The organism is Burkholderia sp. Tr-20390 (assembly GCF_017104595.1).
GTDB lineage: Bacteria > Pseudomonadota > Gammaproteobacteria > Burkholderiales > Burkholderiaceae > Burkholderia.
Genome location: NZ_JAAGPC010000206.1, coordinates 1 through 14,607, shown reverse-complemented (window position 1 = coordinate 14,607; position 14,607 = coordinate 1). Strand labels below are relative to the sequence as shown.

General features: G+C 70.0%; 17 protein-coding genes and 1 pseudogene. 8 read left to right on the top strand and 10 right to left on the bottom strand.

Annotated features, from left to right (window positions below):
* A pseudogene (locus tag G3N98_RS33965) lies at positions 1-1,553 on the bottom strand (BamA/TamA family outer membrane protein); the annotation flags it as partial.
* Between the two features lie 64 nt (positions 1,554-1,617).
* On the opposite strand from G3N98_RS33965, the gene G3N98_RS33960 reads away from it, so the two are divergent.
* The 4 genes from G3N98_RS33960 to panD all read left to right on the top strand — a co-directional run bounded on the left by G3N98_RS33960 (position 1,618) and on the right by panD (position 4,217).
* On the top strand, positions 1,618-1,806 hold the full coding sequence (locus G3N98_RS33960; protein ID WP_089426099.1) for a DUF3460 family protein: 189 nt from the start codon (positions 1,618-1,620) through the stop codon (positions 1,804-1,806).
* Between the two features lie 4 nt (positions 1,807-1,810).
* Positions 1,811-2,683, top strand: coding sequence for a ScpA family protein (locus G3N98_RS33955; protein WP_021164248.1), 873 nt, complete (start codon positions 1,811-1,813; stop codon positions 2,681-2,683).
* A gap of 265 nt (positions 2,684-2,948) precedes the next feature.
* A complete protein-coding gene (gene panC, locus G3N98_RS33950; protein ID WP_089431572.1) occupies positions 2,949-3,788 on the top strand; it encodes a pantoate--beta-alanine ligase in 840 nt (279 codons plus the stop codon).
* A 42-nt stretch (positions 3,789-3,830) separates the two neighbouring features.
* The gene (panD, locus tag G3N98_RS33945) at positions 3,831-4,217 is read left to right on the top strand and encodes an aspartate 1-decarboxylase (protein WP_011352892.1); all 387 of its coding nucleotides are present in this window, start codon (positions 3,831-3,833) and stop codon (positions 4,215-4,217) included.
* 131 nt (positions 4,218-4,348) lie between these two features.
* On the opposite strand, the gene G3N98_RS33940 is transcribed toward panD, so the two are convergent.
* The 4 genes from G3N98_RS33940 to G3N98_RS33925 all read right to left on the bottom strand — a co-directional run bounded on the left by G3N98_RS33940 (position 4,349) and on the right by G3N98_RS33925 (position 7,442).
* Positions 4,349-5,017 (bottom strand): ParA family protein, encoded by a 669-nt coding sequence (locus G3N98_RS33940; RefSeq protein ID WP_089426101.1) that lies wholly within the window; start codon positions 5,015-5,017, stop codon positions 4,349-4,351.
* 136 nt (positions 5,018-5,153) lie between these two features.
* The gene (locus G3N98_RS33935) at positions 5,154-5,567 is read right to left on the bottom strand and encodes a DoxX family protein (RefSeq protein WP_206150608.1); all 414 of its coding nucleotides are present in this window, start codon (positions 5,565-5,567) and stop codon (positions 5,154-5,156) included.
* 149 nt (positions 5,568-5,716) lie between these two features.
* Complete coding sequence (locus tag G3N98_RS33930) at positions 5,717-5,857, bottom strand: hypothetical protein (RefSeq protein ID WP_175240750.1); 141 nt, start codon at positions 5,855-5,857, stop codon at positions 5,717-5,719.
* 82 nt (positions 5,858-5,939) lie between these two features.
* Entirely contained in the window at positions 5,940-7,442 is a 1,503-nt protein-coding gene (locus G3N98_RS33925; protein ID WP_206150607.1) for a cobyric acid synthase, read from the bottom strand.
* 74 nt (positions 7,443-7,516) lie between these two features.
* On the opposite strand from G3N98_RS33925, the gene cobU reads away from it, so the two are divergent.
* From cobU to G3N98_RS33905, 4 genes are read left to right on the top strand one after another with little or no spacing between them, the layout of a single operon-like run.
* Complete coding sequence (cobU, locus tag G3N98_RS33920; protein ID WP_174975943.1) at positions 7,517-8,071, top strand: bifunctional adenosylcobinamide kinase/adenosylcobinamide-phosphate guanylyltransferase; 555 nt, start codon at positions 7,517-7,519, stop codon at positions 8,069-8,071.
* Positions 8,065-9,009: an adenosylcobinamide-phosphate synthase CbiB gene (gene cbiB, locus G3N98_RS33915; protein ID WP_206150606.1), complete on the top strand. Its 945-nt coding sequence runs from the start codon at positions 8,065-8,067 to the stop codon at positions 9,007-9,009. The genes cobU and cbiB overlap by 7 nt, the downstream gene beginning before the upstream one ends.
* On the top strand, positions 9,002-10,021 hold the full coding sequence (gene cobD, locus G3N98_RS33910) for a threonine-phosphate decarboxylase CobD (RefSeq protein WP_206150605.1): 1,020 nt from the start codon (positions 9,002-9,004) through the stop codon (positions 10,019-10,021). The genes cbiB and cobD overlap by 8 nt, the downstream gene beginning before the upstream one ends.
* On the top strand, positions 10,018-10,935 hold the full coding sequence (locus G3N98_RS33905) for a cobalamin-binding protein (protein ID WP_206150604.1): 918 nt from the start codon (positions 10,018-10,020) through the stop codon (positions 10,933-10,935). The genes cobD and G3N98_RS33905 overlap by 4 nt, the downstream gene beginning before the upstream one ends.
* Positions 10,936-11,024: 89 nt before the next feature.
* Here the strand turns inward: G3N98_RS33905 and cobC are convergent, their stop codons facing one another.
* The 5 genes from cobC to G3N98_RS33880 all read right to left on the bottom strand — a co-directional run.
* Positions 11,025-11,609 (bottom strand): alpha-ribazole phosphatase, encoded by a 585-nt coding sequence (gene cobC / locus G3N98_RS33900; RefSeq protein ID WP_206150603.1) that lies wholly within the window; start codon positions 11,607-11,609, stop codon positions 11,025-11,027.
* Positions 11,594-12,370 (bottom strand): adenosylcobinamide-GDP ribazoletransferase, encoded by a 777-nt coding sequence (locus G3N98_RS33895; RefSeq protein WP_206150602.1) that lies wholly within the window; start codon positions 12,368-12,370, stop codon positions 11,594-11,596. The genes cobC and G3N98_RS33895 overlap by 16 nt, the downstream gene beginning before the upstream one ends.
* Positions 12,360-13,415 (bottom strand): nicotinate-nucleotide--dimethylbenzimidazole phosphoribosyltransferase, encoded by a 1,056-nt coding sequence (cobT, locus tag G3N98_RS33890; protein ID WP_206150601.1) that lies wholly within the window; start codon positions 13,413-13,415, stop codon positions 12,360-12,362. The genes G3N98_RS33895 and cobT overlap by 11 nt, the downstream gene beginning before the upstream one ends.
* Positions 13,416-13,467: 52 nt before the next feature.
* Complete coding sequence (locus G3N98_RS33885) at positions 13,468-14,283, bottom strand: ABC transporter ATP-binding protein (RefSeq protein ID WP_206150600.1); 816 nt, start codon at positions 14,281-14,283, stop codon at positions 13,468-13,470.
* Positions 14,280-14,607, bottom strand: a 328-nt coding sequence (locus G3N98_RS33880) for an iron chelate uptake ABC transporter family permease subunit (RefSeq protein WP_206150599.1), incomplete at its 5' end; no start/stop codon positions are given. The genes G3N98_RS33880 and G3N98_RS33885, both read right to left, overlap by 4 nt.

Here is a 14,607-nt window from a genome sequence, read left to right as displayed (position 1 = left end):
ATCCCAACGCACCTGATCCTGCAGATAGACGCCGATCCGGTCAGGCGTCTGCCGCGTCTGCTGCGCGACCGGCGGCACCGCATACGGCTGCCCGTAATCGGGCGCACGCGTATCGAGCGGCGGCGCCAGCGCGCGCCGATGCCGACACCCGGGTAGAACACGCGCTCGCCCCACGCATCGGTGGCGGTGCCGATGTCGAAGAACGTCGCCGCGCCCCAGTCGCGGTTGAACCAGTGCTGGTATTCGGCGGTGCCCGTCATCAGGTACTTGGTCGGCAGCACGGAGCCGTCGACGCTGTTACCGATGCTCTGGTAGCCGTAGCCGCGCACCGAGTTCGAGCCGCCCGCGCGGAACAGCAGCGACGCCGGCACGCCGGTCGAGCTGCCGCTCGTGAACACGCCGCCGAGCTCCGCGCGGAACACGAACAGGTCGCGCTTGCCGATCGGCAGGTACTGCTGGCCGCGTGCGTAGCCGCGGATGAAGGACTGGTCGGTCAGCACGCCCTTGACCGCGAAGCCGGCCTCCGCGTGGATCAGGTTGCCCGACCGCGGAAACAGCGGATCGTCGACGTTGCGGCGCGTCCACGCCCATTGGGGCACGAGCGCGCGGCTCGTGGTCGGCCCGGCGCCGTTCTGGTCGAGCCGGTCCTGGTAGTACATCAGCGAATACGCATAGTCGATGAACTGGCCGGTGCGCGTGCGCTGCACGCCGACCCGCGCGCTGTAGATGCGCGTGTCCGACACGTTGGTGTTCGTGTACGACGCGAGCACGCTGTTGGTCCAGCCCTTCTCGCCCGGCGGCATCGACAGCTGGACCTGCCCGTATTGCTGGATCTGGTCGAGCCGGCCCGACACGGTCAGCGGCCACGCGGCGCCGAACGTGTCGAGATACGTATAGGAGCCCTGCACGTGCGGCCCGGTATCGGTGGCAAAGCCGACGCCGCCGCGGATGTTGTTGTACGGAAACTCGCTGACCTTCACGTGCACGGGCGTGCGCTCGGGCTTCGCCGTATCGTCGCCGACGTCGATCGCGACGCTCGCGTAATACGGCGTGTTCTGCAACTGCCGCTGCAGTTCGGTGATCCGCTGCACGTCGTAGATCTCGCCTTCCGACAGCGGATTGACGTTCGTGACGATCTTTTCCGGATAGCGCCGCACGCCGTCGACGTCGACCTTGCCGATCGTGAACGTCGGGCCGCTGTCGAACGTGACCGCGAGCATCGCGCGCTGCGTGCGCGGGTCGATGCGCGCCTCCGACGACGCGATCTTCCCGCCGAGATAGCGGTGCGACTGCAGTTGCCTGAGCGCCGCGCCCTTCGCGCCGTCCCAGTCGGACTGCGTGAACGGATCGCCCGGCTTCAGCGAGAACGCGAAACGGGTCGCGGCCTCCTGCTTCGGATCCTCGGTGTCGATGGGCCCCTTGAACGTCAGGTCGACGCTCGACACGATCGTCTGCTTGCCCGGATCGACCGCGATGCGCACGTCGCGCTTGCCGTCGCGCGTGCGCACGTCGGTGCGCACGACGGGCGAGAAATAGCCGGCCGTTCCCGCGATGCGGTAAAATCCCGCCATCGTGAATCCGGCGCATCGTGCGTCGCCCGAAACGGAAAACCCAGCCATGCCGTACCAGTCCGATGTCACGCAGTTCCTGAACCAGCTCAAGCAGCAGAAGCCGACGCTCGAGGACGAGCAACGCAAGGGCCGTTCCCTGCTGTGGGACAAGCAGCCGATCGACCTCGAAGAGCGCGCCGAGCAGCAGGAATCGCGCGTGAAGCAAACGCCGTACGTCTACTACCAGAACTTCTGACGACGTGAGCGCCGCCGACGAGGCCAGCGCCGCCCGGCAGGACGACGCGATCGCCGCGCCCGCGGGCGCCGACTCGACGCCCGACACGGTCGACGGCGTCGCGGCATTCGCTCGCCTGTACGGCGAGCCGCTCTTCAAGCTGCCGCAGGATCTCTACATCCCGCCCGATGCGCTCGAGGTCTTCCTCGAGACCTTCGAAGGCCCGCTCGACCTGCTGCTCTACCTGATCCGCAAGCAGAACTTCAACGTGCTCGACATCCCGATGGCGCAGGTCACCGCGCAATACCTGGGCTACGTCGACCAGATCCGCACGTCGAACCTCGAGCTGGCGGCCGAGTACCTGCTGATGGCCGCGATGCTGATCGAGATCAAGTCGCGGATGCTGCTGCCGGTCAAGAAGGCCGACACCGGCGAGGAAGCCGAGGATCCGCGCGCCGAACTCGTGCGCCGCCTGCTCGAATACGAGCAGATGAAGCTCGCCGCGCAGCGGCTCGACCAATTGCCGCAGCTCGGCCGCGACTTCCTGCGCGCCGAGGTCTACATCGAGCAGAGCGTCACGCCGCGCTTCCCCGACGTGAATTCGGACGACCTGCGCGCCGCATGGGCCGACGTGCTCAAGCGCGCGAAGCTCGTCCAGCACCACAAGATCTCGCGCGAGGAGCTGTCGGTGCGCGAGCACATGAGCCTGATCCTGCGCCGGCTGCAGAACGCGCGCTTCATGGAGTTCGCCGAGCTGTTCGACACGTCGCGCGGCGTGCCGGTCGTCGTCGTGAATTTCATCGCGATGCTCGAACTCGCGCGCGAGTCGCTCCTCGAAATCACGCAGGCCGAGCCGTTCGCGCCGATCTACGTGCGTCTCGCGTACCTGCCCGCGTAACACCCGCGCCCGCCCTTCCCGTTCTCCCGATTCATCCCGGCACGCTCGCCGCTACGCCGCAGTCCAGCGCGGCCGCGCGCGGGGTTGCCGGCACGCCCGATTAAAAAGTGAACGATCGTTCTTTTTTCGATGCGTTTGGCGGCCAAATCCTCTACAATCCGCCGACGCCCGATGCGCCGCCCGCGCGCCGGCGTTCTCCGCTTCGACCCCGACGCCGCTGCTGCGGCGCCAACGCGCGCCAGCGCGAGGAACCCGCTACCCGATCATGAAAGTCATCAGCTCGATCCATGAACTGCGCGACCAGCTGCGCGGACAGAACCGCACGGCGTTCGTGCCGACGATGGGCAACCTGCACGAAGGGCACCTGTCGCTGATGCGCCTCGCGCGCCAGCACGGCGACCCGGTCGTGGCGAGCATCTTCGTCAACCGGCTGCAATTCGGCCCGAACGAGGATTTCGACAAGTATCCGCGCACGCTCCAGGACGATATCGAGAAGCTGCAGAAGGAAAACGTCTACGTGCTGTTCGCGCCGACCGAGCGCGACATGTACCCGGAACCGCAGGAATACCGTGTGCTGCCGCCGGACGATCTCGGCGGGATCCTCGAAGGGGAATTCCGGCCCGGCTTCTTCACCGGCGTGTGCACGGTCGTGGCGAAGCTGATGGCCTGCGTGCAGCCGCGCGTCGCCGTGTTCGGCAAGAAGGACTACCAGCAGCTGATGATCGTGCGCCGCATGTGCCAGCAGCTCGCGCTGCCGGTCGACATCATCGCCGCCGAAACCGTGCGCGACGAGGACGGCCTCGCGCTGTCGTCGCGCAATCGCTACCTGTCGGCCGACGAGCGCGGCGAGGCGCCCGAGCTCGCGAAGACGCTGCAGCGCATCCGCGAAAGCGTGCTCGGCGGCGAGCGCGACCTCGGCAAGCTCGAGGAACTGGCCCGCACGCATCTGGCCGGCCGCGGCTGGGCGCCCGACTACATCTCGATCCGCCGCCGCGCGAACCTGATCGCGCCGGACGCGGCCCAGCTCGAAGCCGGCGAACCGCTCGTCGTCGTCGCCGCCGCGAAGCTCGGCGCGACGCGCCTCATCGACAACCTGGAAATCTGACGGGCCGCCCCGCCCGCGCCTCTCACGCATCACGGAGACACCATGCAGCGCCACATGCTCAAATCGAAGATCCACCGTGCGGCCGTCACGCACTGCGAGCTGCACTACGAAGGCTCGTGCGCGATCGACGAGGACCTGCTCGAAGCCTCGGGCATCATCGAGAACGAACGGATCGACATCTGGAACATCAACAACGGCGAGCGCTTCTCGACTTACGCGATCAAGGGTGAGCGCGGCAGCGGGATGATCTCGCTGAACGGCTCGGCCGCGCGTCGCGCGCAACTCGGCGACCTCGTGATCATCGCGGCCTTCGCGATGGTCGACGAAGCCGAGCTGCAGGCCGGCTGGAAGCCGAAGCTCGTGTTCATGGACGACGGCAACAAGATCAAGGGCCACCGCGATCACGTGCCGACGCAGAACTGGACCTGATCTGACCGCCTGCCCGCGTGCCGCGGCGCGCGGGCGCGGCGGTGCCGCTTGTGGTCGAAGGGCCGGATGCCGTACTCGACGGCATCCGGCCCTTTCTCATTTCTTCGTGCGCCGCGCCGGCGGCCGCGCGATCAGGACGCCTTGGCGGCCTTCTCCGTCTTCCCTGCCTTCGGCGCCCGGCGTTCGGCCCATTCGACGATCGGCCGCCATTGCTCGAGATCCTTCTCGACGCGGCTCTTCGCGACGTCCCACAGCGTCAGGCCGTGCGCGGCGATCTGCACGTAGTTCTGGGTGTCGCGCACGTAGCCGAGCACCGGCAGGCCGAGCCCTTCGACGAAGCGGTGAAGCTGGTCGGACGAGCGCGTGCGCGCATCGACCCGCATCCCGACGATCCCGACCTCGACGTTGCCCTTGCGCACGGCCTTCTCGTCGGCGAGGCGCTCGAGAAACTGCTGCGTGGCCAGGATATCGAACATCGACGGCTGCAGCGGCACGATCACCTTGTCGGCCAGTTGCAGCGCGACGTTGAGCCGGTTGCCGTGCAGGCCGGCCGGCGTATCGATCACCGCATATTCGAGGCCTCGCGGCGGCTTCGTCGGCGCGTCCGGGTCGAGTTCCCATGCCTCGATCGGCGGCAATCCGGCCGGCCGCAGGTCGAGCCACGCATGCGCGGACTGCTGCCGGTCCAGGTCGGCGAGCGCGACCCACGCGCCCTGCGCCGCGAAAAAGCCGGCAAGATTGGTGGACAGCGTGCTCTTCCCCACGCCGCCCTTCGGATTCGCCACCACGATCACCGTCATGAATTCCCCCGAAAAAGCCGCGCGGCGCCCGCCGCCTGGCAGGCGCCGCTCGATTGCGGATACAGGGAGCGATGATATCGGCAAACGGGGGGTCACCGGAACGGGTTGCGCCGCCCCGGGTGCGCTGACTTACCCCTTACACACGCTGAACCGCGGCCTCCCGGGCGCCGAGCGCGAACGCGCCGCCGCCCAGCAGCGCCTGCACGGCAAGCGTGACGGCCCAGAACGCCGGATATTCCCAGCCGCCGTGCGGTGACGCGAAGCTCCAGCCGTTCGGCAGATGCGCGGCAACCGCGCCGAGCATGAACGGCAGCAGCACGAGCGCGGCGACGCGCACGCGAAAGCCCGCGAGCAGCGCCAGGCCGCCGGCCAGTTCGACGAACGTCGTCAGGTACGCGAGCCAGCCCGGCAGGCCGATCGACGCAAAGAACTGCGCAGTGCCGGGCAGCGTGAAGACGAACACCTTCTGCGCGACGTGCGCGAGGTACAACACGCCGAGCGCGACGCGCAGCAGGGTCGCGGCGAAATCGTTGAGGCGATTGGGGTTCATGGCGAATTCCTTTGTGAGTGGTGTGAATGGATCGCACTCTATTCGAATCAATTCGACCGATAAACGCGCAAATTCGCTTTAACTGATTCCTATATGGAGTTAATCGGGGCGTAAAAAGGGGCATGACCGATCATGCCCCGCAGGCTGCTTCAGTAACCGCTCTTGCCTTGTGTGGCGTCGCCGGAACCGGACTGGCTGCCGCCCGGTGCGGACGAATCGCACGCGTGCGCCACCGCCGACACGCCCAGCAGCGCCGCGAGCAGCACGCTCCACCACCATCGAGCCTTCATCGTCGCACTCCTCCAGGCGGACCTCCGCCCTTCTGTGTTGTACGCGATCCGGCGGAAAAAGCGAGCACGGGCCGGCCTCGCGTCAACGAAACTCGGCGTACAGCGCGTCGAGGTCGAGATGGTTCGCGAACGTGTCGGCCAGCCGTTCGAGCGATGCCTCGCGCAGCGCCGGATAGTCGATGCGCTCCGCGCCGTCGAGCCCGGCCCATGCGAGCAGCGCCGTGCAGGCGTCGGGCGAGTCGAACAGCCCGTGCACGTAGGTCGCGAGGATCTGGCCGTCGTCGGACACCGCGCCGTCGGGGCGTGTGCCGTCCCGCGCGGCGTCGGCGGCCAGCGCCAGCGCGGGCGACGCGAGCGCAGGCCCGTGCGTATCGCCCATGTGGATCTCGTAGCCGCGCACCGCGGCCCCGCCCGGCAGCGCGAGCTGCCCCGCCACGTTCTTCAGCGTCTTGTCGGGCTGCAGCGTCGTGTCGAAATCGAGCAGCCCGAGCCCCGGCACGCTGCCGGGCGCGCCTTCGAGGCCGAGCGGATCGTCGAGCGTGCGGCCGAGCATCTGCATCCCGCCGCAGATGCCGATCACCTTGCCGCCGTAGCGCAGGTGGCGACGGATCAGCGTGTCCCAGCCCGCGTCGCGCAGCCACGCGAGATCGCGCTGCACGCTCTTCGAACCGGGCAGGATCAACAGGTCGGCGTTCGGTACGGGGCCACTCTTCCAGTACGTGAATTCGACCTGGGGATGCGCGCGCAGCGGATCGAAATCGGTGTGGTTGCTGATGCGCGGCAGCGCCGGCACGACGACGCGCAGCACGCCGGCATCGCCCCGTGCGGCGGCGCTGCGCGCCTGGGCGGGCAGCATGTCCTCGGCGTCGAGCAGCAGGCCGTGCAGGTACGGCAGCACGCCGAACACCGGCTTGCCCGTTTGCGCGCGCAGCCAGTCGAGCCCCGGTTCGAGCAGCTTGAAATCGCCGCGGAAGCGGTTGATCACGAAGCCGCGCACACGCGCGCGCTCGCTGTCCGACAGGCACGCGAGCGTGCCGACCAGATGCGCGAACACGCCGCCGCGGTCGATGTCGGCGACCAGCACGACCGGGCAGTCGACGCGTTCGGCAAATCCCATGTTCGCGATGTCGCCATCGCGCAGGTTGATCTCGGCCGGGCTGCCGGCACCCTCGACGATCACCGTGTCGTAGCCGGCGCGCAGGCGCGCGTATGACTCGAGCACCGCGTCGAACGCGACCGGCTTGTAGTCGTGATACGCACGCGCATTGAGGTTCATGCGCGCCTTGCCGTGAATGATCACCTGCGCGCCGCGATCGCTCGTCGGCTTCAGCAGCACGGGGTTGAAATCCGTATGCGGCGCGACGCCCGCGGCCAGGGCCTGCAGCGCCTGCGCGCGGCCGATCTCGCCGCCGTCGGCCGTCACCGCGCTGTTGAGCGCCATGTTCTGCGGCTTGAACGGCGCAACGCGCGCGCCGGCGCGGCGGGCGAGCCGGCACAGGCCGGCAACCAGCGTGCTCTTGCCCGCGTCGGACGTCGTGCCCTGGATCATCAGCGTGCCGCGCGGCCGCGGCTCGGGTGCATTCATCGTGTAAAGGTCGTCGCGAAGCAAAGGCCGCATTATCCCCCGCGCCGCCCTGCCCGCGCCGTTACAATCACGCGATGATTCCGCACGACCTCACCTTCGTCCTCGGCGGCGCGCGCTCGGGCAAGAGCGCACATGCCGAGCGGCTCGCCGCCGACAGCGGCCTCCCCGTCACCTACATCGCGACCGCGACCGCCGCCGATGCCGAGTTCGCGGAGCGCATCGCGCACCATCGCGCGCGCCGGCCGGCCGACTGGGGTTTCGCCGACGCGCCCGTCGATCTCGCCGGCACGCTCGCACGGCTCGACGATCCGCACGCGTGCCTGCTCGTCGACTGCCTGACGCTGTGGCTCACGAACCTGCTGTGTCCCGCCGACGGCGAACCGCTCGACGATGCGCAGTACGCGGCGCAGGTCGAGCGGCTCGAGCACGCGTTGCGCGGCGCGCGCGCGAAGGTGATCGTCGTCAGTAACGAAATCGGGCTCGGCGTCGTGCCGCTCGGGTCGGTCACGCGCCGCTACGTCGACGAACTCGGCCGCCTGAACCAGCGCGTCGCCGCGCTCGCGACACGCGTGACGCTGCTCGTCGCCGGGCTGCCGCTCGACCTCAAGACCGGAGCACCGTCATGCTGATGCTGTCGCTGCCCGTCGTCGCGATGTTCGCGGTCGCGGCCGCGATCATCGACCGCGCGATCGGCGAACCGGCCGGCTGGCACCCGCTCGTCGCGTTCGGCCGCCTCGCCGCGCGCATCGAAGGCGCGCTGAACACGGGCCGGCGCGGCCGCGTGATCGGCGTCGCCGCGGGGGTCGCGGCGGTCGTGCCGCCGGTCGCCATCGCCGCATGGCTCACGACCGTGCTGCCGTGGCCGTTCGCGGCCGCGCTGCATATCGCGCTGCTGTGGTTCGCACTCGGCGCGAAAAGCCTCGCCGACCACGTCGCGCCGATCGCGGCCGCCTTGCTGCGGCATGACCTCGGCGCCGCCCGCGCGCTGACCGCGCGCATCGTGTCGCGCGACACGAGCGACGCGGACGAAGGCGCACTGTCGCGCGCGGCCGTCGAATCCGCGCTCGAGAACGGCAACGACGCGATCTTCGGCGCGCTGTTCTGGTTCGTCGTCGCAGGCGGCCCCGGCGCGCTGCTGTTCCGGCTCGCGAACACGCTCGACGCGATGTGGGGCTACCGCACGCCGCGCTTCCTGACCTTCGGCTGGGCCGCCGCGCGCCTCGACGACGCGCTGAACTGGATTCCCGCGCGCCTCACGGCCGCAAGCTACGCACTGCTCGGCGACACGGCCGCCGCATGGCGCTGCTGGCGCACGCAGGCGCGCCACTGGGACAGCCCGAACGCGGGCCCGGTGATGGCCGCCGGCGCCGGCAGCCTGAACGTGCAGCTCGGCGGCCCGGCCGTCTATCACGGCGAGATCGAGGATCGTCCCGCGCTCGGCACCGGCGCCACGGCGACCGCCGTCCACATCGTCGCCGCGCTGTCGCTCGTCACGCGCACGCTCGCCCTGTGGCTCGCGCTGCTGGTTGCGAGCGGCGCCCTCGCCATGGCCACCCATCATGTCTGACACCCGCATCGCACACGGCGGCAACCTGCATGAAGCCGCGCGCCGCCACGGCATTCCGTACGACGCGTGGCTCGACCTGTCGACCGGCATCAATCCGGTCGGCTATCCGGTGCCGCCCGTCCCGGCCGACGCATGGCGCCGGCTGCCCGACGACGGCGACGGCCTCGCGGCCTGCGCCGCGCAGTACTACCACGCGCCCGATCCCGCACACGTGCTGCCGGTTGCCGGCAGCCAGGCCGCGATCCGCGCGTTGCCCGCGTTGCTGCCGCCCGGCGACGCCGGCGTCGCGGCGCTCGCGTACGGCGAATACGCGCCCGCCTTCGCGCGCCACGGCCATCGCGTCGTCGCGCTCGACATCGACGCGGATACGCTGCCTGCGACGCTGCGTCACGTCATCGTCGGGAATCCGAACAATCCGACCGCCGAGTTCGTGCCGGCCGAGCGCCTGCTCGATTGGCACGCGCGACTGGCGGCGCGCGGCGGCACGCTGATCGTCGACGAGGCATTCGCCGATACGGGCGCGACGCGCTCGCTCGCGCCGCACGTCGATCGCCCCGGGCTCATCGTGCTGCGTTCGGTCGGCAAGTTCTTCGGGCTCGCCGGCATCCGCGCAGGCTTCGTGCTCGCCTGTCCTGACCGGATCGTCGCGCTGCGCGACATGCTCGGCGCCTGGACGGTCGGCGGCCCTGCCCGCCATGCGGTCGCCGCGGCATTCGCCGACCGCGCATGGCAAGCCGCCGCCCGCGAACGGCTCGCGGCCGACGGCGAACGGCTGGCCGCCTTGCTGCGCGCGCACAGCTTCGCGGTTCGCGCGACGCCGCTCTTCAGCTGGACCGACGACCCGCGCGCCGTGGCACTGCATGCGGCACTCGCCGCACGCGGGGTCTGGACGCGGCACTTCCCGACACCGTCGAGCGTACGCATCGGCCTGCCGGGGAGCGAAGCGGAATGGCAGCGCCTCGGCGACGCGCTCGCACACTGCGTACCGACGCTGCAACGGGAATCCGCATGAATTCACGCATGTTTCACCGGCTCGCGCCAATCGCGCTATTGGCCGCGTTCGCTTACGCGCCACGCGTCCACGCCGATGTCACGACACGCGACGACGCCGGCAATACCGTCACGCTGCCGGCGCCCGCGCAGCGCGTGATCAGTCTCGCGCCGCACGCGACCGAGCTCGTCTACGCGGCCGGCGGCGGCGCGAAGCTCGTGGGCACCGTCACGTACAGCGACTATCCGCCCGCCGCGCAAGCGATACCGCGCGTCGGCGACAACAAGGCACTCGATCTCGAGCGAATCGCCGCGCTGAAGCCCGACCTGATCGTCGTCTGGCGACACGGCAATGCCGAGCGGCAGACCGACGCGCTGCGCGCGCTGCACATCCCGCTGTTCTTCAGCGAACCGAAGCATCTCGACGACGTGGCGTCGTCGCTGCGCCGGCTCGGCACGCTGCTCGGCACGCAACCGGCTGCCGATGCGGCCGCGGCCGCCTATACGCGCGACATCGCGGCACTGCGCACGCGTTACTCGACGCGAGCGCCCGTCACGATGTTCTTCCAGGTCTGGGATCGGCCGCTGATGACGCTCAACGGTGCGCACCTGATCAACGACGTGATCGAGCTGTGCGGCGGCCGCAACGTGTTCGGCTCGCTCAAGCCGCTCGTGCCGACCGTCACCGACGAGGCCGTGCTCGCGGCGAATCCGGAGGCGATCGTGACGACGAGTGCGGGTACGACGCGCTCCGACGAACCGCTGCCGAGCCTGGCGCGCTGGCGCACGTGGCCCGCACTGACGGCCGTGGCACGCAACAACCTGTTCGCGATCGACGGCGATCTGCTGACACGGCCGTCGCCGCGGATCGCGCAGGGCGCGGCCGCGCTGTGCGAGGATCTCGATGCCGCGCATGCGCGGCGGGCGGCGCGCTGATTTCCGGCGACTTCCACGCTCATCGCGTGCCGGATGCCTGAGACGAATTGACCGCGCGCTGCGTCGTTCACACGCAGTGGCCAGCGCGCCTATTCGTCCCAGTGCATCACGTCCCACGTTCGCGCGGCAGCATCCGCGCGCAGCCAGACGACACCCCCTGTCGGTACGGGTCGCGACAGCAATGTGTCGAGCGGCACGCGCAATACATGCGATGCAAACGCACGGATCACGCCCGCATGCGTGACGACCCACTGCGGCCGGTCGAATTGCGCCATTGCGTCGGCTCGCCGCGCAATCCGCGCGGCAAACCGCGCAACGCTTTCGCCGCCATGCGCGCACGCATGCATCAGGTCGGCCGCCCACGCATCGAGCGCCGCGCGATCGATATCGTCCCAGCGCCGCATTTCCCACGCGCCGAAATCCATCTCCTGCCAGTCCGCGTCGCGCCGCAGCGGCACGTCGCATGCCTGCGCGAGCCGTTCGGCGACCGACGCGCAGCGCGTCAGCGGGCTCGTCCAGACCTGTTCGGGAAGCGGCGCACCGATAGCAGACAGATGCGTACGCACCGCCTTCGCCCCGGCCTCGGCCGGCGTGGCGAGCGGCACGTCGCTGCGTCCGTAGCAGATGCCCGGCTCGATGCCGACGGCCGGATGACGAATCAGGACGACGTCCATCCGAGCACCACGAGATAGATCGCCAGTTCGCACAGTTGCTGCGTGAAGCCGAGACAGTCGCCGGTATAGCCGCCGATCCGCTTCACGAAGTAGCGGGCGGCCCACGCGCGCACGAGCACGAGCGCAACGCAGGCCGCGACACCCATGCGCCAGTCGGGCCAGAATAGCCAGGGCAATCCGAACAGCGCCGCGACGCATGCCGCGCGTGCGCCCATCCGTTGCGCGACCGGCTTCGCCTTGCCTTCGGGCCGCACGTAGTCGAGCGTCATCATCAGGCTCACCGCCGCCGCGCGGCTCGCCGCGTGCGCGGCGATCATCGTCCACGCGGCACGCAACGGCAACATGGACGCAAGCGCCTGCCATTTCACGCCGAGCGAGATCACCAGCGCGACCGCGCCGAACGTGCCGATTCGCGAGTCGTGCATGATGCGCAGCACGTCGTCGCGCGTATAGCCGCCGCCGAACGCATCGCAGCTGTCGGCCAGGCCGTCCTCGTGGAAGGCGCCCGTGGCGAGCAGCGTCGCGGCCATCGACAACCCGACCGCGATCGACGGGGGCAGCGCGCGCAGCGCGGCGAGATACACGAGCGCACCCCACGCGCCCACGCATGCGCCGACGAGCGGGAAATAGCGCGCGGCCTGGTCGAGATCGCCGGCCGCGTAGCCGATCGCGCGCGGCACGGGCACCCGCGTGAAATAGCCGAGCGCGACGAAGAAGTAGCGCAGTTCGGCCCGCACGCCGCGCGCGCGATCAGGCGTCACGATTGTCGACGCCGGCGGATTCGAAGCTCGCCATCTCCGTGAGGAATGCGGCTGCCGCCCGCACGAGCGGCAGCGCGAGCGCGGCGCCCGTGCCTTCGCCGAGCCGCAGGTCCAGCGCGAGCAGCGGCTTCGCGCCGAAATGCTCGAGCATGCGCCGGTGCCCGGCCTCGTGCGACGTATGCGAGAACACGCAGTAGTCGCGCACGCCGGGCGCGATGCGCTCGGCAACCAGCAGCGCGGCCGTCGCGATGAAGCCGTCGACGAGGATCGTCATCCGCTCGCTCGCGGCCGCGAGATACGCGCCCGTCATCATCGCGATCTCGAAGCCGCCGAACGTCGCGAGCACGTCGAGCGGCGCGATCGCGTGCGAGTGCTTGACGAGCGCACGGCCGAGCACCGCGCGCTTGTGCGCGAGGCCCTGGTCGTCGAGGCCCGTGCCGCGCCCGACGCACGCGTCGATCGGCACGCCGAGCAGGCGGCTCATCAGGCACGCGGCCGACGACGTGTTCGCGATCCCCATCTCGCCGAAGCCGATCACGTTCGTGCCGAGCGACGCATGCAGGCGCACGCGCGCCGCGCCGGCCGCGAGCGCCGTCATCGCCTCGTCGCGCGTCATCGCCGGCTCCGTCGCGAAGTTGCGCGTCCCGCGTGCGAGCGGCAGCGACACCAGCCGGTCGGACAGCGGTAGCGGCGACGCAACACCCGCATCGACGATCTCGAGCGTGCTCTGCGCGACGCCCGAGAACGCGTTGATCGCCGCGCCGCCGGCGAGGAAGTTCGCGACCATCTGCGCGGTCACCGCTTGCGGATAAGGACTCACGCCCTCGGCGGCAATCCCGTGATCGCCGGCAAACACGATCATCACGGGACGCTGCACGACCGGCCGCTCGGTGTGCTGGATCAGGCCGATCTGCAGCGCGATCGCCTCGAGCTGGCCGAGGCTGCCGGGCGGCTTGGTCTTGTGGTCGATCACGTGCTGCAGGCGCTTGCGCAGCACCTCGTCGAGCGGCGCGATCGCGGGCGGGAAGGGGGTCGGGGTCGTCATCGAAAAGCCGTGTCGTTGGCGCGGTGTGCGCCGCGCATCGAAAAAGAAAAGGTCATTGTCGCTCGGGCCACGCCGGCAGCAGCGCATCGCGGCCGTTCTCGCGGATCAGCACGAGCGGATAGCCGAACGCATCGCTCGCGCGCTCGGGCGTCAGCACGTCGTGCACGGGGCCGGCCCACGCATGGCCGCGGCCGTCGAGCAACAGCGCATGCGTCGCGAAACGCCGCGCGAGATTCAGATCATGGCACGAGAACAGCACCGTGCGCGGGCCCGCGTCGAGCCATGCGGCCAGCGCGGTCAGGCAATCGATCTGATGATGCAGGTCGAGATGCGCGAGCGGCTCGTCGAGCAGCATCAACGGTGCGTCCTGGCACAACGTCGCGGCCAGCGCGACGCGCTGCCGCTCGCCGCCCGACAGCGACAGCACGTCACGCGACGCGAGCGCGGTCAGGTCGAATGTCGCCAGCGCATCGCGCGCGGCCGCGCGGTCGCCGTCGCGTTCCCAGCCCCAGCCGCCGAGATACGGAAAGCGGTTGAGCAGCACCGTGTCGAACACGGTCGCGCTGAATGCGTCGTGCAGTTGCTGCGGCATCAGCGCGCGACGCTGCGCGAGCTGCTCGGGTGGCCATGCGGCAAGCGGCCGGCCATCGATCTCGACGTGTCCGCCGGCCGGCGGCTGCAGCCCCGCGAGGGTCGCGAGCAGCGTCGTCTTGCCCGCACCGTTCGGCCCGGCGACGCACCAGATCTCGCCGGGCCGAAACACCTGGGCGAAGCCGTCGAGCAGCGTACGCGCGCCGGCCTTCAGCGTCAGGCCGACGGCCGTGTAGTTCATGTCGCCGGCCGTGGCGTGCAGTGCGGCCCCCGTCATCGCATCGGCCTCCTCAACAACATCCACAGGAACACCGGCACGCCGATCAGCGCGGTCATCACGCCGACCGGCAGTTGCGCGGGCGCGATCACGGTGCGTGCGAGCAGGTCGGCCGCCATCACGCCGCCGCCGCCCGCGAGCATCGCGGCCGGCAGCAGCATTCGCTGGTCGTTGCCGAAGGCGAGCCGCAGCGCATGCGGCACGACGAGGCCGACGAAACCGATCGTGCCGGCCGTCGTCACCGCGGCTGCGGCGGCCAGCGACGCGACGAGGTAGATCCGCACGCGCACGCGCGCAACGGGCACGCCGAGCGCGAGCGCGGTC